This is a genomic window from Paratissierella segnis (genome assembly GCF_014385195.1).
Taxonomy (GTDB): domain Bacteria; phylum Bacillota; class Clostridia; order Tissierellales; family Tissierellaceae; genus Paratissierella; species Paratissierella segnis.
The window spans coordinates 92413-117112 of record NZ_JACRTG010000025.1 but is presented as its reverse complement, the minus strand read 5'-3'; the positions used below and the strand labels follow the sequence as shown (position 1 = coordinate 117112).

The following is a 24700-nucleotide window of genomic DNA, read 5'->3' as shown; positions in this document are numbered from 1 at the left end:
TTTTCGTCTGGTGACGATAGCAAGAGGGAAACACCTGTACCCATACCGAACACAGAAGTTAAGCCTCTTAACGCCGATGGTACTTGAGTGGTAACGCTCTGGGAGAGTAGGAAGTTGCTGGACTTTATGACCTAATTTAGCGAATAAAAATGAGCTTTAGTAGGTCAGACTATTCTTGGGTAGCTCAATGGCGGAGCAACCGGCTGTTAACCGGTAGGTTGTGGGTTCGAGTCCCACCCTAAGAGCCAAGTATAACGCCGGAGTGGCGGAACTGGCAGACGCACAGGACTTAAAATCCTGCGGCCCTTAACAGGTCGTACCGGTTCGATTCCGGTCTCCGGCACCAAAAAAACATAGTGAAGAACTAAGAGTGAAGAACTGAAAATTCTTTCGGGTTTAGACCCAAGAGATAGACCCAGATAACTCTTAACTATTACCTCTTAATTCTTAACTTATATAGCGCGGGATGGAGCAGCTGGTAGCTCGTCGGGCTCATAACCCGGAGGTCGTAGGTTCAAATCCTACTCCCGCAACTATAATTTTAGTAGAAACTTTAAGGAAGACACTATAATTAGTGACCCTTGAAAGGAAAAGTCGGTACATATATTGAACTGATTGTCCATTAGACAAAACTAATAAGGCCTCATGGTCAAGCGGTTAAGACATCGCCCTTTCACGGCGGTAACCCGGGTTCGAATCCCGGTGAGGTCACCATAAAATATGGGCGCATAGCTCAGTTGGGAGAGCACCTGCCTTACAAGCAGGGGGTCACAGGTTCGAGCCCTGTTGTGCCCACTCATGACCTAACCCAATTTATAAAGTAAATTGCAGGTAGGTCAGATGCAGTAGCACCAAATTTGTATGACGAAGGATTAAACAATTTAATAATTCACAATGTACAATTAAAGGCAGTACTTATATTGCTGTGTCATTTGAGTGTGCAGGATTAATATGACCCAAAAGATAGACTCTAGTAATTGTGAATTGTGAGCTGAGAATTGTGAATTAACTATCATGGCCTGGTAGTTCAGTTGGTTTAGAATGCCAGCCTGTCACGCTGGAGGTCGAGGGTTCGAGTCCCTTCCAGGTCGCCATAAAAACATAGTGAATAACTAAGAACTAAGAGTGAATAACTAAAGACACAAAAGATAGATTTAGATAGCTGTTCACTCTTCATTATTCACTGTTCACTAATAAATACACGCTGGCGTAGCTCAATTGGCAGAGCAACTGACTTGTAATCAGTAGGTTGGGGGTTCAACTCCTCTCGCCAGCTCCAATAGAACAATTTATAACCAAGATGGATAGAGATTATATCTGAAAAGCATCCAATAAAATTATGGAGGAGTTCCCGAGTTGGCCAAAGGGGACGGACTGTAAATCCGTTAGCGGAGCTTTCACTGGTTCAAATCCAGTCTCCTCCACCATTTAAATTTGCGGAAGTGGCTCAGTGGTAGAGCATCGCCTTGCCAAGGCGAGGGTCGCGAGTTCGAATCTCGTCTTCCGCTCCATCAAATAGTCAACTTCATGAAGAATTTATATTCTTCTTTTTTTAAATTGATTGTGCGGGTGTAGCTCAGTGGTAGAGCCCCAGCCTTCCAAGCTGGTTGCGAGGGTTCGATCCCCTTCACCCGCTCCATTTATATAAATGTACCCTTAGCTCAGCTGGATAGAGTACTTGACTACGAATCAAGAGGTCGAGGGTTCGAATCCCTCAGGGTACGTTAAGATGACGGTATGACTTAGGAACATTTTTTAGGAATGTCCAGTTTCATATCGTTTTTTTATCTATAAAACTTTTGCTTAAGTATGTTTGTTTTTTTATAGCTGTGTAATTTTAATTTTTTGTAAATGCCAAAATATAAAGTCAATATTGACAAAACAAATTTTTTAGTATATAGTATAATTAATAATTATATATTTGACAATGATGGAAAGTAGTAGATAATTTATTGGTTTAGAGAGTCGGTGGTTGGTGAAAACTGATACAATGATTATTGAATCCGTTCCGAAGTTTCTGGGGAATTAACCTGGACGCAAAACAGGCGATAATTTAGTAAGTGATTATTCATGTGTATAATAATTAGGGTGGCACCGCGGGTAACTCTCGTCTCTAAAATTAGAGACGAGAGTTTTTTTGTATGTTTTTTGTATTTAGAATACAATTATAGTGGGAAGATTATAAATTTATATGGAGGGTAAAAATGTTAGATTTAAAATTTGTCAGGGAGAATCCCGAAGTAGTAAAGCAAAACATCAAAAATAAATTTCAAGACAATAAATTGCCTTTGGTAGATGAGGTTATAGCTTTAGATATTGAGAATAGAGAGGTAAAGCAAAAAGCAGATGACCTTAGAGCAGAAAGAAACAAGATCTCTAAGGAAATAGGTGGATTAATGGCAAAGGGGGAGAAAGAAGAAGCTGAAACCCTTAAAAAAAGAGTGGTCGAAAGCCAAAAAGAGCTGGCGGAGCTGGAAAATAAAGGAACTGAACTGAAAGAAAAAATTTTAAAAATAATGATGATTATACCTAATATCATTGATTCAAGTGTTCCTATAGGGAGAGATGACAGTGAAAATGTGGAGGTAAAACGCTATGGTGAACCTGTTGTTCCAGATTTTGAGATACCTTATCATACAGAAATAATGGGAAAATTTGAAGGCATAGATTTAGAAAGTGCAAGAAAGGTTGCAGGCAATGGCTTTTATTATCTGATGGGTGATATAGCCAGACTTCATTCTGCAGTTATTTCTTATGCAAGAGATTTTATGATTGATAGGGGATTTACATATTGTATTCCTCCTTTTATGATACGTAGTGAAGTTGTTACTGGAGTTATGAGCTTTGCAGAGATGGATGCCATGATGTATAAAATAGAGGGTGAAGATTTATACTTGATAGGAACTAGTGAGCATTCTATGATAGGTAAATTCATAGATACAATATTGCCTGAACCATCCCTACCGCAAACATTAACAAGCTATTCACCTTGTTTTAGAAAGGAAAAGGGAGCTCATGGAATAGAAGAAAGAGGAGTATATAGAATACATCAATTTGAAAAACAAGAAATGATAGTTGTTTGTAAACCTGAAGATAGCCCTATGTGGTTTGATAAATTATGGAAAAATACTGTGGATTTATTCCGTTCATTGGATATTCCTGTAAGGACACTTGAATGCTGTTCAGGAGATTTGGCTGATTTAAAAGTTAAATCAGTGGATGTTGAGGCTTGGTCTCCACGGCAGAAAAAATATTTTGAAGTGGGCAGTTGTTCTAATCTAGGGGATGCACAAGCAAGAAGGTTGAAAATACGCATTGCTGATGAAAAAAACAATAAATATTTTGCTCATACATTGAACAATACTGTCGTGGCACCTCCAAGGATGCTAATTGCTTTTTTAGAAAATAATTTAAATGCAGATGGCACTGTTAACATACCTGTTGCATTGCAGCCTTATATGGGTGGAAAGACAGTTATAAAATAAGGTATAATCGAATGAAAATTGCATCATTTTAATTTAAGGATATCAAAAAATTTAGGAGGTTTTATGATGGAGCATGTAATCAAAACCACAAAACAAAATCAAATGATTGATATCACTAAGATAGTTAAGAAGGCTGTAAAGGAAAGCGGAATAATGAAGGGAATTGTAACAGCGTTTGTCCCACATACTACTGCAGGCGTAACTATCAATGAAAATGCGGATCCGGATGTAGTACATGATATTCTGATTGGTTTAGAAAAAGTTTTTCCAAACAGAAGTGAATATCGTCATATGGAAGGCAACTCAGATGCTCATATAAAAGCTTCTGTTATAGGATCTTCATGTACTGTAATTATAGAAAACGGAGCATTAAAGTTAGGAACATGGCAGGGAGTCTATTTCTGTGAGTTTGATGGACCTAGGACTAGGAAGTTGTATGTTAAGGTTACAGAGGGATAAAAAACTTAAGTATGGATAATATATTATTTTTAGATTAAGGTAAGTTTGAAATATAACTTATCTTTTCTTCTGTTTATTTTGTCTTGACATTTGTAGATTGTTCGAATAAACTACAAATAAGAAGGTTTATTCAGACAAACCAGGGGAGGATTAATAATGGAAGAATTTAAATTATTTGACGCAGAATACAAATTTATGAGTATAATATGGGACTATGAGCCAATAAACTCAACTAAACTTTCAAAACTAACAGAAGAAATATTAGGTTGGAAAAAATCTACCACCTACAACATGATAAAAAAACTTTCTGAGAAAGGCTTATTAATGAACGAAAATGCTACGGTAAAATCATTAATTAAAAAAGAGCAGGTACAAAAATATGAAAGTGAAGCCATTATTGAAAAAAGCTTTGATGGCTCATTGCCGGTTTTTCTAACTGCATTTTTAGACAATAAGAACTTAAGTAAAGGTGAAGCTTTAGAGCTTAAGCGGATAATAGAGGAGGCGACAAAATGACGGGTATATTTATTAAAATATTAAATTTAAGTAGAACAGCCACTTATGTTGCCTTTGCAGTATTTTTATTTAGAATTATTTTTAAAAAGGCTCCAAAAATATTTTCATACATGCTTTGGTCGGTAGTATTGTTTAGGTTAATATGTCCTATAAGTTTTAGTAGCTCCTTAAGCTTATTAAGACCATTGGATAAAAGCTTTGATTATATTCCACGTAATATTGGATTTATAGAAAGTAACTCATCAGAGATTAATCCATTAGGTGTAAATATAGAAACTATAGACATGGTAGTAGACAATACATTACCTGAAGCTACAGCTCATATAAATGTCAATCATATGCATACATTAATGAATGTATTTACTTTAATATGGCTTCTGGGAATTGCAGTATTGGTCATGTATTGTATTTATTCTTATTTAAAGATATATAGAAAGATTAGATTTGCCACATTAGTGAGGGAAAATATATACGAAACAGATCAGATAATAACTCCATTTGTATTTGGACTTATTAACCCAAAAATATACTTGCCCATAGGGCTTAAAAACAATGAGCTGGATTATATCATTTGTCATGAAATGGTTCATATAAAGAGGTTTGATTATACGATTAAGCCTATGTCATTTCTTGTATTTTCAATATATTGGTTCAACCCTGTAATGTGGATTTGCTACTATCTTATGATTAAGGATATGGAAATGTCCTGTGATGAAATGGTATTGAAGGAGTTGGGTAGTGATTTAAAAGGGGAGTATTCATCTTCACTGCTATCTTTATCAGTCAAGCAAAGCAATTTGATACTACCGTTAGCCTTTGGTGAAAGCAATATAAAATCAAGAATTAAAAATATATTAAATTACAAAAATCCTAAGTTTTGGACCATATTGATAGCTTTAATTGCTGTAATTATAATCTCCATAGGTCTTATCACAAATCCAATTTCTAATCAACCAGAGAAAATTTGCAAAGAATTTCTAAGACTATTCTATACAATAGAAAATACGGATATAGCGGATATGATCTATAATTCTGACTTATACTTAGAAAATGGATTGAATATTGATGAAAATGGCTTTGGAATAGTTGGTTCAAATGAGTTAGAAGAGGCATTAACAGCTAAATATGGTGACATTATGACTGAGGATGCGTTAAATAAGGCTATTTCCAATAGAACTATTTTGGCGGGAGAAATACCAGCTAGAGAATTTGGAAGCAAGCTTGAACCTGAAAATATTAATCTTTATGATGAAAAAATATCTCATAATGGCAATAAAACATATCAATACAATATAGATGCTTTTGTGAAGTTTAAGGATGGATCAGAAGAATTAGTTAATTTACAAGGTTCTTTAATGATGGAGAAAGTTAAAGGCAAATGGAAGGTTGGAGATTTTCAGCTTGATAAGGCGGAATTGGCGAAAATACTGGAGTTTGGAAAGTCATTTATATATATAATTAATCGAAGTGATGCATCTATAAAAACTATTGAATTAAATACTGAAGGACATCCTAGTAGTGCCCTAAATGCTGATAATTCAGATATAGATAAGAACGTACGGTTTGATTTTGAAATGATCGATTCAGAGGAAATTGATTTTACAATTAAGTTATTGAATAATGACAGAGAAGTATTATATGAAAGAAGCTTTATTGGAGATTTTTCCAAAGGTAAGGATATGTATCTTTATATTGAAGAAGATGAACTAGGGAAACTAATGATAAATCGTGGAAATAAGGAGGGTAAATATTTAAGCAGTGAGTCCTTAAATTGGTGCATAATGGCTAATGGCAATATTTACAATTATACCGGATATGAAGTTTCGGTGGAAATTGATGAAAAAGATATTCTGGGGAAGATTACATCAATAGTGGGGGAATATGAAACGCTTACTAGTAATGGGCAGGCGAATTTTGATATAAAAGGCTCTAAATATGCACAATACAAAGATGATATTGTAGTATTAATTGATAATGAGTGGGTATTATTTAAAAACAATGAAAATGTAGCTTCCGGACTTTCAATTAGTAATATTGGGTTTTTATATAGAGATTATAGTGATGAAGAAATATTTAGGGTGTTTAGAAATATTAGAAAATATATAAAAGTTGATGATAATTATGAAGCTAATCTTGATACAATAATTGAAAAATCATTTAAGGAATGTGGTATTGATGACCCTTTTACAATATATGCAGCGCAATCATCCCTAAAAATAACTGTATCTGAGTCAAAATAGTATTGGATATATAAAATTATGATACGTCTAATTATTAATTACATTATATTTGAACCATTATGAATGAATATGATATTATAAATGATAAGGGAACTTGATAGAGGAGGAAATTATAATGGCAAAGATCAACATTAAAAGAGGAGATATAACTGAAGAAAAGGTAGATGCGATAGTAAACGCCGCTAATAATACTCTATTAGGCGGAGGTGGAGTTGACGGAGCCATTCATAGAAAAGGCGGAAGGATAATTTTAGAACAATGTAAAAAAATAGGAGGATGTCCTACCGGTGAGTCTAGGATTACAACAGCAGGGGACCTCCCCTCAAAATATGTGATTCATACTGTGGGACCTATTTATCATGATAGTAAAATGAACGAAGAACAATTATTATACAATGCTTATTATAATTCTTTAAAATTGGCTGAAAAATATAATATCAAGTCGATTTCATTTCCATCCATATCAACAGGCGCATATGGATACCCAATAGAAAGTGCAGTGAAAGTCGTTGTAAGAGCTGTAAAAGATTTTTTAATTAATAGTTATGCAATTGAAGAGATCAATTTTATTTTATATAGTGATAATGACTATAGTGTGTATAAAGAATATTTTGAGCAATATTTGAGTAATTTATGATGTACAATTGAAATTGGATTACGAATTGCAGCAGTATGTTTAAATGCTAAATATTTCAATACAATTAAGGTTGACTTACACCTTCTTTTGTAATATTATCAGATAAGATTGTTAATTAAAACTTAAGTATAATAAAGGAAGTGTTTAAAATATTTGCAGATACTCATAAAATAATTGCAACTAACATTAATGATAATGTATTTAAAATATATGGATTTAAATTAGATGAAGATTCACTACTGTGGGGGGCAATCTCCCCTGATATATTGCCTAAGTATAGAATTATTAGACATTATAAAGATGAGAGTATAGATTATATTTCAAAAGAAATAATAAAAATAATATTTGTCAGCAGATTTATTGAATTTAATCAGATATTAGATCCTTTTGCATTAAAGCTTTTAAGTAAAAAAATAGGAGTTATATCTCATTATCTATCGGATTATGTTTGTTTGCCACATGCTAAAAGATGGACATTTAAAGAATCTATGATAAAACATATTAAATATGAGTCAAGTCTAAACGATTATGCACCAGGACACAATTTTAAGAAAAATGTAATCAGTGTTGATGATATTGACATCTATGACGGGAAAATAATTGTTTATAAGTCAAAAATAAAATCATATATAGAAGATGTTGTTGAAGAGTATTCTATGACTAGAGGGTTTGAAAGTGATTTAGATTTTGCTTTATCCTTAAATCTAAAAATAACATATTTTATCATAGATACGATTCATGCTTATTCTGAGGATGTTTATAAGAAAATTGCTATGGAGTTGTAATAAAATAAGTTGACAAAGTTATTCTTCATTTTATATAATTGTTATAATTATTTTTTAAAGCTGAGATAGGGAGAGTAGTTTATTAATTAATGTTTCAGAGAGTTGGGGATGGTGGAAGCCCAATACTATAGAATAAATGAAGAACACCCTGGAGCATCTGACCGAAATGAGCGGAGTAGGCTCAGACGATTATGGCACGATATAGCCGTTATGTATCGATTTATATAAATCCGTACAGATTTAAGTGAGCTTATTGCTAATTAAGGTGGTACCGCGAAATTGAACCTTTCGTCCTTTATAGGACGGAAGGTTTTTAAATTTTTAAAATTACAGGAGGTTGAAAGTATGAATGGGTTATTTACACCTAGAGAAATGCAAGTTGCAATAAAATTGATAAAAGATTATTTTGAAAGGAAATTGGCTGAGAGATTGAATCTTACAAGGGTTTCTGCTCCATTGTTCGTTAAACCTGAAACCGGTCTTAATGACAATCTAACAGGTGTAGAAAAAGCAGTCTCCTTTAGTTTGCGAAAATACGACCAGGAATTGGAGATAGTACAATCCTTAGCCAAGTGGAAGAGAACAGCACTTAAATATTATGGATTTGATGTTGGTGAAGGACTATATACAGATATGGATGCTATAAGACCTGATGAGGTACTTGATAATACACATTCTCTCTATGTAGATCAGTGGGATTGGGAAAAAGTAATAAGAGAGGAAGATAGAACTGATGAATATTTAGAGAAAACCGTTAAAGATATCTTTGAAGTTTTTAAAGATACAGAAAATTATATAAATGGAATTTATCCAAATAAATTATATAAAAAATTACCAGATGAGATTAAATTTATTACATCGCAGGAATTAGAAGATTTATATCCAAAAGAAAAACCTAAGATAAGAGAACATCTGATTGCTAGAGAATATAAGGCGGTATTTTTAAAGAAAATAGGAGGCACACTAAGATCTGGAAGCGTCCATGATACAAGGTCTCCTGATTATGATGACTGGGAATTGAACGGCGATATACTATTTTGGAATCCAATATTAGATGAGTCCTTAGAGTTATCCAGTATGGGAATAAGAGTCGATAGATCTAGTTTGGAAAAACAATTAAGACTTGCAAATGCTGAAAATAGAAAGATACTTGATTATCATAAAATGCTATTAAATCAGGAACTACCTTTTACGGTAGGTGGAGGCATTGGACAATCAAGAATTTGCATGTATTTTTTACATTCTAAACATATTGGTCAGGTTCAAGCTTCTGTATGGACTGATGAAATAATTGAACAATGTGAGAAAGAAAATATTTTTTTATTGTAATAAAATTAAATATGATATCATAGTAAATGAATATAGTAATAAGGGATACTGCACCTTAATTATTAAGATTTTGTAAGAAGCAAATTATATTTTGTTAATCAATTTTGATGAAAAATGTAGTATAATAATTTATACTGTCACTATTTTAGATAACATAAGGATAAGGTATTGGGGGAATGGATATGGCATTGCCAAATAAAAACGTATTTAATTTATATGAAAGCTTAAAATACAATTTTTTATTTAACAATGACATCAATTCAATACATATCCTATTAAATCTATATGATTTAGAGGAAAATATCAGAAATATTTTTCCTAAATATGTATCAATTCGCAATTTAAGAAAAAGTATAAATAGAGCATTAAGAAAAAGAAGAGGAAGTCAACTTATCGCTTTAAATTTAAGCAACTTAGTTCATGAAGAGATTAATAGATTGGAATTATTTTTATACTTAGAAGGATATAAAACAGGATATATGAATACAAGAATTGTTAACGATCTTGAAAGACTTACATTGAAGTATTATCCTATTGAGTATCTTTACAATAATAAATATCTGTTTCATTTTGAGACAAGCAATAATGAAGTATTAGAATTAAAAAAAACCATCAACAGTGATTTGAATAAAGAAGAAAAAAGATATAAAAGGCTATACAATCTAATGTATAAATATACTTATACTGCAATCAAACCTAAAGTTTTTAGTCTAAATAAATATCTGGACAAGCAGATGGCTATGGATTTAGATTTATATGACATCAATATCAAGGAGGATGTACCTTTATTAACTAAAGACGATCTTAATGAGATATATATTGAATTATTCAAGATAATACTTAAAAATGGATTTAAACTTTATAAAAATGCATATTGGTATGGACTAAATGATAGAGTTTTAAAGAGATACAGATAGTATATAGATTGTATAAATTATTAAAATATGGAAATAATATCCCTCTAGATAGAAATCTGGAGGGATTTTATGTTTAAGGATAAAAGATTTAAATATATTTTAATATTTTCTTTTATTTTATTTACACTAAGTTTTAGTTTTGGGTATTTAATTATGGACAACAATATTAAGAAGGAAGAAAATAATATTTCCGCAAGAGAACCTATTGATAAAATTGATAATAAAGAGGATATACAGATTGTTCAAGAAGAAAATATAATAACACCAAGCACTATACTAGAGGAAAGGGTACATTACAAGGTTTGCGATGATATTCCAACAGTGGAAAAAAGGGTGCCGGATGAATTTGTAAATATGACTAGGGATGAATTGGTTGGTTATCTGGAAAACAATTCGCCTCAAGTAAGGCTGGTATCTTTTTCAACCGAAAGGATTATATTATGGAGTGAAAAAGATCAATTATGTACAAATCATTTTGTCATAGGAGAGGAAGATGGTAAGATAGCTATATTTAAAATTGACGAAAAAGGAGAAAGAGTATTGGATAAAGTATTTTCGGAGTATCCAATCAATCTTTTACATCCAATAGATCAAGATAAATTGCGGGAAGGCATAAGAGTTGATAATGAAGAAGACCTATCGGATATAATAGAAAACTATATTAGTTAAGTAAGAGGTGAGATATATTCTCACCTTATTTTTAAGAATAGGTAGTATAAGCCTTTTATATGGAAGCAATTAACTATTTGTGATACAATATATAAAGAAAAAAATTTGCTAATCACAATTTAAACCAATCTAGTAATTCATAATGTGAATTAAATGTGGAAGGAGATCTTGATGATTATACTAGGCATTGACCCGGGAATAGCAATTGTAGGATATGGCATAATTGAATGTAATGGTAATCATTCTAAAGTTATAGATTACGGCTGTATCACAACTGATGCTGATATTTTTTTCCCTGAACGGCTAAAAATTGTATATAATGGTGTTATTGATATAATAGATAGATATAATCCGGAAGAAGTAGCTTTAGAAGAGTTGTTTTTCAATAAAAATGTAAAAACAGCCATAAAAGTCGGACATGCCAGAGGGGTGGAGATTTTAGCTTGCGTAAATAAGAATTTACCTATATATGAATATACACCTCTTCAAATAAAGCAATCGGTTGTTGGATATGGCAGAGCAGAGAAACGTCAAGTGCAGGAGATGGTTAAGATACTTTTAAACCTTAAGGAAATTCCAAAGCCTGATGATGCAGCGGATGCTTTAGCTGTAGCTATATGTCATGGAAGTTCTTTAAATTTTAAGGAAAGCTTTAGGATGAAATAACTTCACAAAGGGTTGATAAAATGATAGATTTTATTATGGGAGATGTAGTAAGCATAAAGGATGATTACATACTTTTACAAAACAATGGTATAGGTTATAAAATAAATACATCTGTCAATACGATGATGAATTTGGAATTGGGGAAAAAGGAACAATTGATTTATACTCAGCTTATCGTGCGGGAAGATGGACTCTATTTATATGGATTTTCGACTGAAGAAGAGATGGAAATGTTTAAATTGCTAATAATGGTAACAAAGGTAGGTCCAAAGGTAGCGTTGGGAATCCTATCTTCCTTAAGTACAAATCAAATCCAACTGGCTATAATGAATAATAATATTGATAAATTATGTAAAGCACCGGGGGTAGGAAGAAAAACAGCCGAAAGGATAATATTGGAACTAAAGGATAGAATAAATAAGGAAATTTTGATTGAAGAAGAAGTGGAGGATAACCCTAACAACAATTATCAGGAAACTGTACAAGCTTTGATGAATTTGGGCTATACTAGATATGAAGTTGATAAAGCCGTTAGATCATTAGATAAGAGCATAAGTGTGGAGGATATGATCAGGGAAGGGTTAAGAGTACTTTCTAAACATTAGAGGTGATTTTTATTTATGGATGATTTAAATAACAGAATTGTTGCCGGAAATTTGCGCAATGAGGATTTAGAAAATGATGCCAGTCTAAGACCTAAATGGATGGGGGAATATATAGGACAGGATAAGACAAAAGAAAAATTGAATATATTTATTAATGCCGCTAAAAAAAGAAATGAACCCTTGGATCATTGTCTATTATATGGTCCTCCCGGTCTTGGGAAAACTACATTAGCAAATATAATTGCTAATGAAATGGGAGTAAATATAAGGATAACATCAGGACCGGCAATAGAAAGACCCGGAGACTTGGCTAGTATACTTACCAATCTTGGTGAAGGAGATGCCCTATTTATTGATGAAATACATAGAATAAATAGAACGGTTGAGGAAATATTATATCCTGCAATGGAGGACTTTGCATTGGATTTAATAATAGGTAAAGGTCCCTCAGCAAGGTCAGTAAGACTTGATTTATCTAAATTTACTTTAATAGGTGCAACAACTAGGGCTGGTCTACTTACATCGCCATTGCGTGATAGATTTGGAGTCCTGCTCAATCTTGACCTATATGATGTAGAAAGTCTCACTTTGATTGTAAAGAGATCTGCCAATATCTTAAATATAAAAATAGATGATGAAGGAGCCATGGAGATTGCCAGTCGTTCAAGAGGTACCCCGAGAATCGCAAATAGACTTTTGAAACGAGTTAGGGATTATGCTCAAGTCAAAGAAGAAGGGATTATCACACATGATGTCGCTATGAAAGGTCTGGAAATGCTGGAAATCGATGAACTGGGTTTAGATTTTGTTGACAGGAAAATAATTCTGACAATTATCGAAAATTTTGAAGGCGGTCCGGTAGGACTTGATACCTTATCAGCGGCTACAGGAGAAGAAAGGGGAACTATAGAAGATGTTTATGAGCCATATCTTATACAATTAGGATTTATAAATAGAACCCCCAGAGGGAGAGTAACGACAAAAAAGGCTTATGAGTACTTTGATATACCGTTTAATGTAGAGTAGGAGGATTATGATGGATCAATTTGGTAAAACAATATTGGGCATTGGCGTTATTTTAGTGATTGTTGGTCTGTTAATGATGTTGGGAAATAAATTGGGGATAGGTAAATTACCAGGGGACATATATTATGAAAAAGGGAATTTTAGGTTTTTCTTTCCCATAACTACTTCAATTATAATTTCCGTAATCTTATCATTGTTATTAAAAATATTTAGAAGGTAGGGGACAATTTATATGAAAAAATTCATTCTGCTTATAATATCATTTATTTTACTAATTCCGTATATCTCATTTGGAGCAACTCAAAATGGAACATATCTGAATGTAAAAATCGGAAATAATATAAACATTTCAGAGAACATTTCATTATCAGCTGATAATGGGTTCTATCTGTATGATAAAAATAGTAAAAGAGAAATAACCTATATTGAAAATAATCATTTAATCGCAAAGGGAAATCAAAATGGTATTATTGAGATATATGACCAAAGTTACAATTACATCACTGAAATTTCTGGAGATGGAAGTGTTATTCTGGGTTCGGGAAATACCAGAGACTCGATTGTTCAAGTTGACCAAAATAAATATAGGGATTATATCACATTTCTAGTTAGAAATAATGAAATCCTACTTTTAAATCATATTGAACTCGATAATTATTTATACGGAGTGCTTCCGAGGGAGATACCTGCAAGTTCTCCAATAGAGGCATTAAAGGCACAGGCCATAGCCTCAAGGAGCTATACTATGGCAAATATAAATAAACATATTAACGAAGGGTATAATCTGTGTGACAAGGTACATTGTCAGGTCTATGGCGCATATGATAACGAAAATCCAGCTACAAATCAAGCTGTAGATGAAACTAAAGGAACTTATGCTTACTATGATGGTAAGATAATCGACGCTACATTTCATTCCACATCCGGCGGCTATACTGAAGACAGCTCCAACGTTTGGGGAAACAGCGTTCCATATTTAGTAGCCGTAGAAGATGAGTTTTCAGCCAATACTCCCAATAGCAATTGGACTGTGGAAATAACAGCAAGAGAATTAAAAGACAAACTATTGTCATCAGGTGTGGATATAGGGGACATAATTGAAATCCAATTGCTTGATATAACAGAAGCTAATAGGGTGCAAAAATTAAAGATTAAAGGAACAAAGGGAGAGCATATATTATCCAGTTCAAACTTTAGAAATTTAGTAGGTGCGTCTTTTTTAAAAAGTACTTGGTTTAATGTAAGTACAACCGGAGCAAGTTCCAATACAAAGGTGTATGCATTAAGCGGGGATAGCACTGTTCCTAGGGAAATGAATTTAGATGATGCATATATACTCAATGATGCAAATAAGTCTACGGTGTCAAGAGATATAGTAAGCAGAGCTATAGGAAAAGACAGGACAAGCTCTCTTGATGGAAAATCAAGCTCAAAACCCACCACTTTTGTATTTAACGGCAAAGGATATGGTCATGGCGTAGGTATGAGTCAATATGGTGCTATAGAAATGGCAAAACAAGGTTATAATTATGAAGACATTATCAAACATTATTACAAAGATGTTGAACTTATTAACGAAAATTAGAAAAGGAAAGACAGATGAAAACTAAGGACTTTTATTATAATTTACCACAAGAATTGATTGCACAACATCCGATAAAAGATAGAGTAGAGTCTAAACTGTTAGTATTGGACAAAACTACCGGAGAGATTGAGCATAGAAGATTTAAAAATATAATCGAATATTTAAATCCCGGAGATGCTCTAGTATTAAATGATACCAGAGTTTTGCCAGCAAGACTATTTGGAAATAGAATAGGAAAAGAAGAATCAATAGAAGTACTTCTACTGAAAAGAGTAGAGAAGGATGCATGGGAAACCCTTGTGAAGCCGGGTAAAAAAATGAAAATAGGAACAACTATTGAATTCGGAAACGGAATTTTAAAAGGAGAAGTATTGTCTATATATGAGGATGGGGTAAGAATCATTGATTTTAAGTATGAAGGCATCTTTGAAGAAGTATTAGACCAATTAGGAGAGATGCCTTTGCCACCGTATATAACGGAAAAACTTGAGGATAAGGAAAGATATCAAACAGTATATTCTAAAAATCTAGGGTCAGCAGCAGCTCCTACTGCTGGTCTTCATTTCTCAATTGATTTATTGAAAGATATAGAGAAGAAGGGAATAAATATAGTCTATCTGACTCTTCATGTAGGGCTAGGTACATTTAGACCCGTAAAAGAAGATGATATAAATGACCACCATATGCATTCGGAATATTTTGAGTTGAGTGACCAGGCAGCAAATATTATAAATAATACAAAGGAAAATGGCGGTAGAATAATTTCTGTAGGTACGACTTCAACAAGAACGCTTGAAGCTATAGGTAATGATGATGGAAGGGTATGTGGAAAATCAGGTTGGACTGATATTTTTATTTATCCCGGTTATAAATTCAAGGTAATTGACTGTCTTATAACAAATTTTCATCTACCGGAGTCAACTCTTTTGATGTTAGTGAGCGCATTTTCAACCAGAGAAATAATCTTGAATGCATATCAAGTAGCTATTGATAATAGATATAGATTCTTTAGCTTCGGAGATGCAATGTTTTTAAAATAATGGAGGATTATATGGCGATTAAATTTGAATTATTAAAAGAATCTAAGGATTCTATGGCAAGACTTGGTAAGATCACCACACCTCATGGAGAAATAGAAACTCCAATATTTATGCCTGTTGGCACTAGAGGGACAGTCAAGGCTATGACACCTGAAGAAGTAAAAATATTAGGTGCTCAGATTATACTTGCTAATACTTACCATCTATATTTGAAACCAGGGCATGAGCTGATAAGTGAGGCGGGTGGTCTCCACAAATTCATGAATTGGGATTATCCTATATTGACAGATAGCGGAGGATTTCAAGTTTTTAGCCTTTCTGATTTAAGAAAAATTAGCGAAGAAGGGGTGGAGTTTAGATCACATATAGATGGTTCAAAGCATTTTATCGGACCGGAAAAATCTATGGAGATTCAAAATGCATTGGGTTCAGATATTATGATGTGCTTTGATGAATGTACACCATATCCATCTTCCTATGAGTATTCTAAACAATCAATGGAAATGACAACTCGCTGGGCAAAAAGATGCAAGGAATATCATAAGAATACTGATAAGCAAGGCTTGTTTGGGATAGTACAAGGGGGAATGTTCAAAGATTTAAGAGAACAAAGTGCAAGAGATTTAGTTGAGATGGATTTCCCCGGGTATGCAGTCGGAGGACTTAGTGTGGGAGAACCAAAGGATTTGATGTGTGATTTATTAGAGTTTACTACTCCTTTGTTGCCTAAAAACAAGCCTAGATATCTGATGGGGGTAGGTACACCGGATTATCTGTTTGAAGCTGTAATTCGGGGAATAGATATGGCAGATTGCGTATTACCTACTAGGTTGGCTAGAAATGGCACTGTGCTTACCAGTCGTGGGAAACTGGTAATAAGAAATGCTAAATATGCAAAAGATTTTTCTAAGTTGGATCCTGAATGTGACTGCTATGCATGCACAAATTATTCACGGGCATATATTCGCCATTTATTTAATGTAGGTGAAATATTGGGTGCAAGGCTCACAACAATACACAATTTATATTTTTTAATTAAACTTATGGAAAATATAAGAGAGGCAATAAAAGAGGATAGATTACTGGAATATAAAGAAGAATTTTATAAAAAATATGGTTATATTTAATATTATTAATGATTTTTGGTAAAATTAAGGTATAATAATATAAGTAGGAATGACCTTTGGTGTTGTTCCACAATTATAGAGGGAGGTATATAGATGGATTCACAATCAATGCAAGCTTTAATAGTGCCAATAGGTTTTTTACTGATTTTTTATTTTTTTCTAATAAGACCACAGAAAAAGAAAGATAATGAAATTAAGGAAATGAGAAATAACCTTCATGAGGGAGATGAAGTTATTACCATTGGCGGTATCTATGGAAAGATTATAAGGGCTAAAGAAGATGTACTTACGTTAGAGGTAGGATCAACAAAAACCAGATTGGATGTTACCAGATGGGCTATAGGCTCAATTGTTAAAAAGAATGAATCAAAATCTAAAAAAGATTCTGAGAAAGGTACCGAACAAGATTCCGGAAAAGATTCTGAAGATAATAACAAAGAAAGTTAAAAGGACTTCCTATTTAAAGGAAGTTTTTTTATTCATCAAAAATCATATATTTCAATATCTTTTTGAGTAATATTTATAACCTTAAGTAAATAGATTTACTATAGAAGGGGGTATTGATATGAAGAGCAAAGGAAACGGAATCAGCATCAAATATTTGGCCAAGGGATTATTAATTGCGCTTATTTTTTCCATTATATTTATAATTATAATCTCCTTTTTATTAAGATTTACAAGCTTAAGAGAATCTAAAGTTTCGTTATTTAACAATATTGCGATGATACTAAGTATTGCAATTGGCAGCATTTATATATCATTTAAAGTAAAAGAAAATGGATGGCTAAATGGAGGTATATTGGGGTTATTATATTATTTAGTTATCATCTTTTTAAATGTTGTATTTTTTAGAAATTTGGACACAAATGCACTAATGTTAACAAAATTGATATTGTCAACTTTTTCCGGGATTATTGGAGGAATAATTGGAATAAATATCCGTTAAAATAAACATTTTATGACAAAAATAAAAGAAAAAATGTTTTTTACTGGTATTTATTAGCTTAAAATGATAAAATTTAGATTATATAATCTAAATTTTTTTTGGAGTGAATTTATTGGACAAGTGGTTTATAAGGAATAATAAAGTTGATATAAATAAGATTTCTAAGAATATGGGGATAAATGAAATTATTGCTAAATTGTTGGCAAATAGGGGAATTGTAGATTCAGATTCAATTAATAAGTTTTTAGAACCTAATCTCAACAAATTATATCCGGCAGAATTAATGAAGGATTTAGTTTTGACAGCAGAAATATTGGGAAAAGATATTAATAACAATAAAAAAATTAGAATAGTCGGAGATTATGATGTAGATGGAGTTATGTCTGTCTGTTTATTGTATAAGGGTTTAAAAAGACTTGGGGCGGATGTTGATTATGTGATACCTGATAGGGTATTGGACGGTTATGGCATCAATCTTAATATCATAAAGACTGCTAAAGAGGACGGCGTGGATACTATCATCACTTGTGATAATGGCATTTCTGCAAAAGATGCAATAGAATTTGCAAAAGATCTTGGATTTACAATTGTCGTAACCGACCACCATGATGTACCGGAAGTTCTGCCTGACGCAAATGCAATTATAAATCCAAAACAGTTGGACTGCAGCTATCCATTCAAAAATTTATGCGGGGCGGGTGTTGTATTTAAGCTCATATCATATTTATATAAAATCAATGGACTGGCTGCTGAAATTTATGATTTCTTAGAGTATGTGGCCATTGCAACTATATGTGATGTTGTTGATTTAATAGATGAAAATCGTATTATAGTAAAATATGGATTGGAAAAGCTAAACAATACAAAAAATGTTGGGCTTAAAGCACTGATTGAAGCATGTGGTATTTTAGATAAAAAAATAGATGTCTACCATGTAGGATTCATAATCGGACCTTCTATTAATGCTTCCGGAAGGCTGGATTCAGCTCTTTTAGCATTACAATTATTTTTAACTGAAGACAGTCAATTGGCAAAAGAAATTGCTATAGATTTAAGAGATCTAAATGAAGAAAGAAAAAAAATGACGTTGGATGGAATAGATAAAGCAGAATATCAAATAAAAAACAGCACTTTAAAGGATGATAAGGTACTTGTAATATATGAGCCTAAAATACATGAAAGTATAGCGGGAATAATTGCAGGAAGGATCAAAGAAAGGTATAATAAACCTACTATAATTTTGACCAATGGAAAAGATGGACAACCCAAAGGCTCAGGAAGATCCATAGAGGAATTCAATATGTATGAGGAACTTACTAAGTGCAAAGATATACTGGATAAATATGGAGGACATCCAATGGCTGCGGGATTATCTTTAAATGTTGAAAATATTGAAGAGCTTAAAAGACTATTAAATGACAACATTTCTTTGACAGAAGATGATTTAATTCCTAAAATTTATATTGACATGGAATTGCCTATTGAATATATTAATTACAAACTAATTGATGATATAAATGGTCTTGAGCCTTTTGGAAAGGGGAATTCTAAACCCATCTTTGGATGCAAAAAATTAAGAATTACAAAAGGATATTTATTGGGTGCAAATAAAAATGTAATAAAACTTAATTTATTATCACCTAAGGGGAGAAGAATTGATGGACTTATATTTAGTGAAGTTGAAAAGTTTATTGAAGCTATGACTGATAAATATGGGGAAGATCAACTTGAAAATATGTATAGGGGTATAGAAAATGATGTTTTGGTAGATATACTATACTATCCAAGTATTAATGAATATAAAGGAAATAGAAGTTTACAGGTAATTATCAATAATTATAGATTTAATTAATGCAATTGAAGAAGGTGAGACCATGTTAGAAAAATTATTGCAAAAAATTGAACAATACAATCCTCAAGCTGATATGAAAGCCATAATCAAAGCTTATCATTTTGCTGAAACTGCCCATGAGTCACAATTGAGGAATTCGGGGGAAAAGTACTTTGTACATCCTTGTGCCGTCGCTCTAATATTAGCGGATATGAACATGGATACAGCTACTATAATAGCTGGGCTTCTTCATGATGTAATCGAAGATACAAATATAACTTATGAAACAATAGCCGAGGAATTTGGAACTGAGGTCGCTGATTTAGTAGACGGTGTCACTAAATTAAAAAAACTTCAATATAAGACAAAGCAAGAAAACCAAGCAGAAAATTTACGTAAGATGGTTCTTGCTATGGCTAAGGATATAAGGGTTATCATCGTAAAACTTGCAGATAGATTGCATAATATGAGAACTTTAGAGTATATGACAGAAGAAAAGAAAAAAGAAAAAGCAATTGAGACGTTGGAAATTTATGCCCCCCTTGCACATCGTCTTGGAATATCTAAGATAAAATGGGAATTAGAGGATTTGTCACTGAGGTATTTGGATCCCGAAAGATATTATGATTTAGTTGAAAAGGTTCAAAAAAGAAGACTTGAAAGAGAAGAATTTATACAAGGAATAATAGAAGAATTATATGAAAAATTATCGGAAATGGGAATTCGATGTGAAATAAGCGGCAGACCAAAGAATTTTTATAGCATTTATAAAAAGATGGTATATCAGGATAAATTGTTTGAGCAAATATATGACCTAACTGCAGTTAGGATTATAGTTGATAATATTAAGGATTGTTATGGTGCGTTGGGTATAGTCCATACACTATGGAAGCCATTGCCGGGAAGGTTTAAAGATTATATAGCCATGCCTAAGCCAAATATGTATCAGTCTCTTCATACTACAGTAATCGGACCTAAAGGTGAAATCTTTGAAGTCCAAATTCGTACTTGGGAAATGCATAGGACAGCAGAATATGGAATTGCTGCCCACTGGAAGTACAAGGAAGGCTATTCAAAATCAGACAATTTTGATGAAAAGCTTACTTGGTTAAGGCAGCTTTTAGAATGGCAAAATGAATTAAAAGATCCCAGAGAATTTATGGAAACACTGAAGATAGATTTATTTACAGATGAGGTATTTGTTTTTACACCAAAAGGAGATGTAATAAACCTGCCTGATGGTTCAACTCCTATAGACTTTGCCTACAGGGTTCATACGGCAGTGGGGAATTCATGTGTCGGTGCAAAAGTAGACGGGAGAATAGTACCATTAAATCATAAGCTGAAAAACGGTAATATAGTAGAAATCATCACTAATCCAAATAGCAACGGTCCAAGTAGAGACTGGCTAAACATAGTAAAAAGTACTCAAGCTAAGACTAAAATAAGACAGTTTTTCAAATTGAAAGAGAAAGATTTAAATATTGTTAAAGGTAAAGAATTATTAGAAAGAGAAGTAAAAAGATTAGGATATAAAACATCGGATATTTTAAGAGAAGACTGGCTTAAAAATGTATCTAATAAGCTAAGCATAAACGCGATAGATGATTTATATGCCGCATTAGGGTATGGAAGTATAACTCTAAACCAAGTAATACTCAAATTAAGGGATTATTATAATGATTTTTATAAAATTACTGATGAGAAAGCCTTTGTTGAAAGTAAAATACAACAATCGCAGCCCAAAAAAGCTCTAAAATCAACACAAGGTGTATCGGTAAAAGGCATTGACAATGTAAAGGTGCGTTTTTCAAAATGTTGCAACCCTGTACCCGGTGATGAAATCATTGGATTTATAACAAAAGGTAGGGGAGTATCTATTCATAGAAAGGATTGCCCTAATATACTTGCAGATGGAGAAAACGAGGAAAGACTTATTGAAGTAGAGTGGGGTAACCAAAAAAAGGCATCTTATCATGCTGAGATTCAACTGAGAGCTGAAGATAGACCAGGGCTTTTGGCCGAAATTGCACTAAGAATAAATGAAGCGGATGTAGGGCTTTTATCCCTTAATGCAAGGACGAATAAGGATAAGACAGTCATAATCAATATCACATTAGAAATTCATGATATAGAGCAGTTAAAGGATCTGATGAAGAAGATGAGAAAGATAAAGAATGTAATGGATGTATTTAGAGTCACAGTATAATTCGCAAGAAAATTAATTCTTTAGTTCATATACGGGAGGATATAAAATGAGAGCAGTTGTTCAGAGAGTAACTACAGCATCAGTTTCGGTTGAAGGGAAAGCAGTTGGAGAAATAGGTAATGGACTAATGGTATTGCTGGGAGTCGGTGATGAAGATACTGATCGAGATCTTGAGTATTTAGTTGAAAAAATTGTAGGGCTTAGAATTTTTCAAGATGAAAATGATAAGATGAATTTATCTCTGATGGATGTAAAAGGAGAGCTCTTGGTAATATCACAATTCACGCTGTACGGAGATGTAAGAAAGGGCAAGAGACCCAGCTTTATAAAATCGGCAAGGCCGGATATTGGTAAAATGTATTATGAAGAATTTATAGAGAAAACAAAATCCTTGGGAATTAAAACTGAGAAAGGTATCTTTGGTGCACATATGGATGTTAATCTTATAAACAATGGACCTGTAACCATATTATTGGATAGCAAAAAAATATTTTAGGAGGTATGGTTTTGAAAATAATAGTTAAGCCTGCCGGAATTTATGCGGCAAATTGCTATATTGTATTTTCTGAGAAAACAAGAAGCGGGATTGTAATTGATCCGGGTGGAGATGTCGATGACATAGTTTCTAATCTGGATAAAAATAATATCCATGTAAAATATATTGTATTAACACACGGACACGGAGATCATATCGGTGGTGTAAAAGAACTGAAAGAAAAATTGAATGTGCCTGTGGTAATCCATAAAGAGGATGCTGAAATGTTGGAAGATGCAAGTTTAAATTTATCAAGCACTATGGCTATGGGAGAAATCGAAATAACTCCTGATAAGACGGTCGAAGACGGGGACACATTAGTATTTGGAGAATTAAAGGGAAGGATAATTCATACTCCTGGGCATACCATGGGAGGCATGTGCTTGTTAGTAGAAGAAAATTTATTTTGCGGTGATACCTTATTTAAAGGTTCTGTTGGGAGATCAGATCTTTATGGAGGTAATCATGGAATTCTAATGAATTCCATAAAAGAAAAAATACTGACTCTTCCGGATAATATAATGTTGTATCCTGGACATGGAGAACCCACTACAGTAGGGGAACAAAGAGCGACGAATCCATTTTTAAGATAATTTGAAGGTGAAATAATGGTATCAATAGCAATTAGCGGATTTGATTATAATCATGATATATATGAACTATTAAGAGTATTTTTTCCAAATGAAGAGATTGTTCAGCTTGATGATATAAATTCAAATAAAGAGGATTACATGGTAGAATTAAATGTAAGATGTAACAGATGTATTACAAATTTATATTATAATAAAAAACTATTAAGCTCTTATGAGGAAAATCTTGAAAAAATCAATATAAATAGAGAAGTGGATAAAACATTAAGGGTGGGTATTAAGAAATCTCTTTATAACTGTTTGGAAAGAGAGCTTAATACCCATTTGCCATGGGGTATTTTGACTGGAATCAGACCCGGTAAAATAGCAGATGAATTATTTGAAAAAGATACTAATGAAATAAATATATTTAATATTTTGACAGAAGAGTATAAAATAAGAAAAGATAATGCTAAACTTCTAATAGACATATCCAAAAAACAAAAAAAATATATCTATCCCATTGACAATGATAGATATAGCCTTTATATAAGCATTCCGTTTTGTCCTACACGGTGCATTTACTGCTCATTTCCTTCTCTTCCGATAAAAAAATTTGACGATGAGATACCTAAATATATTAATACATTAATATATGAATTAAAATGCATATCAGAAATGATGAAAGACAGGAAGTTGGATTCCGTATATATAGGAGGGGGAACACCTACTTCCATACCTATTAGAGAATTAGAAAGGATAATACAGACAGTTTATCAAGAATTCGGAGAGCATATAAAAGAATTTACCGTAGAGGCAGGAAGACCTGATACTATCGATAAAGAAGTATTACAGATGCTAAAGGACAACAATATAAATAGAATTAGCATAAACCCACAAACTATGAATGATAAGACTTTAAAAACTATAGGAAGAAATCATTCATCTCAGGATATAATAAAAGCATATAACATGGCTAAAGATATTGGAATTCCAACAATAAATATGGATTTAATCATAGGACTTCCCGGCGAAGGGATAGAAGAAATTGGACATACATTAAATTTATTGGGAAAACTTGATCCTGAGAATTTAACCGTTCATACATTGGCTGTAAAACGCGGGTCAAAATATAGTGAAAATATTGATAAATTTGATAGAAAAGATATTGATATCATTCAAAATATGATAGATGAAACTAAATTGTTTGCAGAGAAGATGCACTTAAACCCTTATTATCTTTACAGGCAAAAACACATGCTTGGAAATTTTGAAAATATAGGTTATGCCAAGGAAGGATATGAGTGTATATATAATATTTCCATGATGGAAGAAAAAGAAACGATAATTGGAGCGGGAATGGGTTCTTCGTCCAAAATATATTATATGAGAGAAAATAGAATTGGAAGGATACCAAATTTTAAAGATTTAAAGGAATATATAAATAGAATAGATGAGTTGTTGGAAAAGAAGAAAAATTGTTTATATCGTGAAACAATAAATATATTTTGATATATGATAAAA

23 protein-coding genes, 11 tRNA genes, 1 rRNA gene and 2 other annotated features are annotated in these 24700 nt (G+C 32.6%); all 35 genes read left to right on the top strand.

Features of this window, described 5'->3' with window-relative positions; genetic code table 11:
* The first annotated feature begins 6 nt into the window (after positions 1 to 6).
* A 5S ribosomal RNA gene (gene rrf, locus H8707_RS10880) occupies positions 7 to 123 on the top strand.
* Positions 124 to 173: 50 nt separating this feature from the next.
* Positions 174 to 248 (top strand) — tRNA-Asn (locus H8707_RS10875).
* Between the two features lie 8 nt (positions 249 to 256).
* Positions 257 to 346: transfer RNA gene (locus H8707_RS10870), tRNA-Leu, on the top strand.
* 114 nt (positions 347 to 460) lie between these two features.
* Positions 461 to 533, top strand: a tRNA-Met gene (locus tag H8707_RS10865).
* A 106-nt stretch (positions 534 to 639) separates the two neighbouring features.
* Positions 640 to 714 (top strand) — tRNA-Glu (locus H8707_RS10860).
* A gap of 8 nt (positions 715 to 722) precedes the next feature.
* Positions 723 to 795: transfer RNA gene (locus H8707_RS10855), tRNA-Val, on the top strand.
* A 221-nt stretch (positions 796 to 1016) separates the two neighbouring features.
* Positions 1017 to 1094 (top strand) — tRNA-Asp (locus H8707_RS10850).
* A gap of 109 nt (positions 1095 to 1203) precedes the next feature.
* A tRNA-Thr gene (locus H8707_RS10845) sits at positions 1204 to 1279 on the top strand.
* 62 nt (positions 1280 to 1341) lie between these two features.
* Positions 1342 to 1427: transfer RNA gene (locus H8707_RS10840), tRNA-Tyr, on the top strand.
* A 9-nt stretch (positions 1428 to 1436) separates the two neighbouring features.
* Positions 1437 to 1511: transfer RNA gene (locus H8707_RS10835), tRNA-Gly, on the top strand.
* A 54-nt stretch (positions 1512 to 1565) separates the two neighbouring features.
* Positions 1566 to 1639 (top strand) — tRNA-Gly (locus H8707_RS10830).
* Between the two features lie 11 nt (positions 1640 to 1650).
* Positions 1651 to 1724 (top strand) — tRNA-Arg (locus tag H8707_RS10825).
* Between the two features lie 194 nt (positions 1725 to 1918).
* Positions 1919 to 2118 (top strand) — a binding site (T-box leader).
* Positions 2119 to 2204: 86 nt separating this feature from the next.
* The gene (gene serS, locus H8707_RS10820) at positions 2205 to 3485 is read left to right on the top strand and encodes a serine--tRNA ligase (protein ID WP_262430158.1); all 1281 of its coding nucleotides are present in this window, start codon (positions 2205 to 2207) and stop codon (positions 3483 to 3485) included.
* 66 nt (positions 3486 to 3551) lie between these two features.
* Positions 3552 to 3944 carry a secondary thiamine-phosphate synthase enzyme YjbQ gene (locus H8707_RS10815; protein ID WP_262430157.1) on the top strand — a complete coding sequence of 131 codons (393 nt, stop codon included), beginning with the start codon at positions 3552 to 3554 and terminating at the stop codon, positions 3942 to 3944.
* Positions 3945 to 4100: 156 nt separating this feature from the next.
* Positions 4101 to 4460, top strand: coding sequence for a BlaI/MecI/CopY family transcriptional regulator (locus H8707_RS10810; protein WP_262430156.1), 360 nt, complete (start codon positions 4101 to 4103; stop codon positions 4458 to 4460).
* Positions 4457 to 6700 carry a M56 family metallopeptidase gene (locus H8707_RS10805; protein ID WP_262430155.1) on the top strand — a complete coding sequence of 748 codons (2244 nt, stop codon included), beginning with the start codon at positions 4457 to 4459 and terminating at the stop codon, positions 6698 to 6700. The genes H8707_RS10810 and H8707_RS10805 overlap by 4 nt, the downstream gene beginning before the upstream one ends.
* A 115-nt stretch (positions 6701 to 6815) precedes the next feature.
* Positions 6816 to 7337 (top strand): O-acetyl-ADP-ribose deacetylase, encoded by a 522-nt coding sequence (locus H8707_RS10800; RefSeq protein ID WP_262430154.1) that lies wholly within the window; start codon positions 6816 to 6818, stop codon positions 7335 to 7337.
* 140 nt (positions 7338 to 7477) lie between these two features.
* Entirely contained in the window at positions 7478 to 8122 is a 645-nt protein-coding gene (locus H8707_RS10795) for a zinc dependent phospholipase C family protein (RefSeq protein ID WP_262430153.1), read from the top strand.
* A gap of 53 nt (positions 8123 to 8175) precedes the next feature.
* Positions 8176 to 8421 (top strand) — a binding site (T-box leader).
* A 46-nt stretch (positions 8422 to 8467) separates the two neighbouring features.
* Positions 8468 to 9451: an aspartate--ammonia ligase gene (gene asnA / locus H8707_RS10790; RefSeq protein ID WP_262430152.1), complete on the top strand. Its 984-nt coding sequence runs from the start codon at positions 8468 to 8470 to the stop codon at positions 9449 to 9451.
* A gap of 182 nt (positions 9452 to 9633) precedes the next feature.
* Positions 9634 to 10368: a hypothetical protein gene (locus H8707_RS10785; protein ID WP_262430151.1), complete on the top strand. Its 735-nt coding sequence runs from the start codon at positions 9634 to 9636 to the stop codon at positions 10366 to 10368.
* A gap of 69 nt (positions 10369 to 10437) precedes the next feature.
* Complete coding sequence (locus tag H8707_RS10780; RefSeq protein WP_262430150.1) at positions 10438 to 11037, top strand: BofC C-terminal domain-containing protein; 600 nt, start codon at positions 10438 to 10440, stop codon at positions 11035 to 11037.
* 171 nt (positions 11038 to 11208) lie between these two features.
* Positions 11209 to 11703, top strand: coding sequence for a crossover junction endodeoxyribonuclease RuvC (gene ruvC, locus H8707_RS10775; RefSeq protein ID WP_262430149.1), 495 nt, complete (start codon positions 11209 to 11211; stop codon positions 11701 to 11703).
* Between the two features lie 20 nt (positions 11704 to 11723).
* Positions 11724 to 12308, top strand: coding sequence for a Holliday junction branch migration protein RuvA (gene ruvA / locus H8707_RS10770; protein ID WP_262430148.1), 585 nt, complete (start codon positions 11724 to 11726; stop codon positions 12306 to 12308).
* A gap of 15 nt (positions 12309 to 12323) precedes the next feature.
* On the top strand, positions 12324 to 13334 hold the full coding sequence (ruvB, locus tag H8707_RS10765) for a Holliday junction branch migration DNA helicase RuvB (RefSeq protein WP_262430147.1): 1011 nt from the start codon (positions 12324 to 12326) through the stop codon (positions 13332 to 13334).
* Positions 13335 to 13344: 10 nt separating this feature from the next.
* Positions 13345 to 13554 carry a DUF2905 domain-containing protein gene (locus H8707_RS10760; protein ID WP_262430146.1) on the top strand — a complete coding sequence of 70 codons (210 nt, stop codon included), beginning with the start codon at positions 13345 to 13347 and terminating at the stop codon, positions 13552 to 13554.
* Positions 13555 to 13566: 12 nt separating this feature from the next.
* Positions 13567 to 14919, top strand: coding sequence for a SpoIID/LytB domain-containing protein (locus H8707_RS10755; RefSeq protein ID WP_262430145.1), 1353 nt, complete (start codon positions 13567 to 13569; stop codon positions 14917 to 14919).
* 14 nt (positions 14920 to 14933) lie between these two features.
* Positions 14934 to 15959, top strand: a complete 1026-nt coding sequence (gene queA, locus H8707_RS10750) for a tRNA preQ1(34) S-adenosylmethionine ribosyltransferase-isomerase QueA (protein WP_262430144.1) — start codon at positions 14934 to 14936, stop codon at positions 15957 to 15959.
* An 11-nt stretch (positions 15960 to 15970) separates the two neighbouring features.
* Entirely contained in the window at positions 15971 to 17086 is a 1116-nt protein-coding gene (gene tgt / locus H8707_RS10745; RefSeq protein WP_262430143.1) for a tRNA guanosine(34) transglycosylase Tgt, read from the top strand.
* A gap of 93 nt (positions 17087 to 17179) precedes the next feature.
* Entirely contained in the window at positions 17180 to 17533 is a 354-nt protein-coding gene (yajC, locus tag H8707_RS10740; RefSeq protein ID WP_262430142.1) for a preprotein translocase subunit YajC, read from the top strand.
* A gap of 118 nt (positions 17534 to 17651) precedes the next feature.
* Positions 17652 to 18032 (top strand): TIGR04086 family membrane protein, encoded by a 381-nt coding sequence (locus tag H8707_RS10735; protein WP_262430141.1) that lies wholly within the window; start codon positions 17652 to 17654, stop codon positions 18030 to 18032.
* A 112-nt stretch (positions 18033 to 18144) separates the two neighbouring features.
* On the top strand, positions 18145 to 19884 hold the full coding sequence (gene recJ / locus H8707_RS10730; RefSeq protein WP_262430140.1) for a single-stranded-DNA-specific exonuclease RecJ: 1740 nt from the start codon (positions 18145 to 18147) through the stop codon (positions 19882 to 19884).
* Between the two features lie 22 nt (positions 19885 to 19906).
* The gene (locus tag H8707_RS10725; RefSeq protein WP_262430139.1) at positions 19907 to 22072 is read left to right on the top strand and encodes a RelA/SpoT family protein; all 2166 of its coding nucleotides are present in this window, start codon (positions 19907 to 19909) and stop codon (positions 22070 to 22072) included.
* 46 nt (positions 22073 to 22118) lie between these two features.
* Positions 22119 to 22568, top strand: a complete 450-nt coding sequence (gene dtd / locus H8707_RS10720; protein ID WP_262430138.1) for a D-aminoacyl-tRNA deacylase — start codon at positions 22119 to 22121, stop codon at positions 22566 to 22568.
* Positions 22569 to 22579: 11 nt separating this feature from the next.
* Entirely contained in the window at positions 22580 to 23200 is a 621-nt protein-coding gene (locus H8707_RS10715; RefSeq protein ID WP_394354663.1) for an MBL fold metallo-hydrolase, read from the top strand.
* Between the two features lie 15 nt (positions 23201 to 23215).
* A complete protein-coding gene (gene hemZ / locus H8707_RS10710) occupies positions 23216 to 24688 on the top strand; it encodes a coproporphyrinogen dehydrogenase HemZ (protein WP_262430136.1) in 1473 nt (490 codons plus the stop codon).
* Positions 24689 to 24700 lie beyond the last annotated feature (12 nt).

Bases quoted from the DNA above. Each gene is read 5' to 3' on its own strand.
- serS (WP_262430158.1), top strand. From the start codon at position 2,205: ATGTTAGATTTAAAATTTGTCAGGGAGAATCCCGAAGTAGTAAAGCAA.
- H8707_RS10815 (WP_262430157.1), top strand. From the start codon at position 3,552: ATGGAGCATGTAATCAAAACCACAAAACAAAATCAAATGATTGATATC.
- H8707_RS10810 (WP_262430156.1), top strand. From the start codon at position 4,101: ATGGAAGAATTTAAATTATTTGACGCAGAATACAAATTTATGAGTATA.
- H8707_RS10805 (WP_262430155.1), top strand. From the start codon at position 4,457: ATGACGGGTATATTTATTAAAATATTAAATTTAAGTAGAACAGCCACT.
- H8707_RS10800 (WP_262430154.1), top strand. From the start codon at position 6,816: ATGGCAAAGATCAACATTAAAAGAGGAGATATAACTGAAGAAAAGGTA.
- asnA (WP_262430152.1), top strand. From the start codon at position 8,468: ATGAATGGGTTATTTACACCTAGAGAAATGCAAGTTGCAATAAAATTG.
- H8707_RS10785 (WP_262430151.1), top strand. From the start codon at position 9,634: ATGGCATTGCCAAATAAAAACGTATTTAATTTATATGAAAGCTTAAAA.
- H8707_RS10780 (WP_262430150.1), top strand. From the start codon at position 10,438: ATGTTTAAGGATAAAAGATTTAAATATATTTTAATATTTTCTTTTATT.
- ruvC (WP_262430149.1), top strand. From the start codon at position 11,209: ATGATTATACTAGGCATTGACCCGGGAATAGCAATTGTAGGATATGGC.
- ruvA (WP_262430148.1), top strand. From the start codon at position 11,724: ATGATAGATTTTATTATGGGAGATGTAGTAAGCATAAAGGATGATTAC.
- ruvB (WP_262430147.1), top strand. From the start codon at position 12,324: ATGGATGATTTAAATAACAGAATTGTTGCCGGAAATTTGCGCAATGAG.
- H8707_RS10760 (WP_262430146.1), top strand. From the start codon at position 13,345: ATGGATCAATTTGGTAAAACAATATTGGGCATTGGCGTTATTTTAGTG.
- H8707_RS10755 (WP_262430145.1), top strand. From the start codon at position 13,567: ATGAAAAAATTCATTCTGCTTATAATATCATTTATTTTACTAATTCCG.
- queA (WP_262430144.1), top strand. From the start codon at position 14,934: ATGAAAACTAAGGACTTTTATTATAATTTACCACAAGAATTGATTGCA.
- tgt (WP_262430143.1), top strand. From the start codon at position 15,971: ATGGCGATTAAATTTGAATTATTAAAAGAATCTAAGGATTCTATGGCA.
- yajC (WP_262430142.1), top strand. From the start codon at position 17,180: ATGGATTCACAATCAATGCAAGCTTTAATAGTGCCAATAGGTTTTTTA.
- H8707_RS10735 (WP_262430141.1), top strand. From the start codon at position 17,652: ATGAAGAGCAAAGGAAACGGAATCAGCATCAAATATTTGGCCAAGGGA.
- H8707_RS10725 (WP_262430139.1), top strand. From the start codon at position 19,907: ATGTTAGAAAAATTATTGCAAAAAATTGAACAATACAATCCTCAAGCT.
- dtd (WP_262430138.1), top strand. From the start codon at position 22,119: ATGAGAGCAGTTGTTCAGAGAGTAACTACAGCATCAGTTTCGGTTGAA.
- hemZ (WP_262430136.1), top strand. From the start codon at position 23,216: ATGGTATCAATAGCAATTAGCGGATTTGATTATAATCATGATATATAT.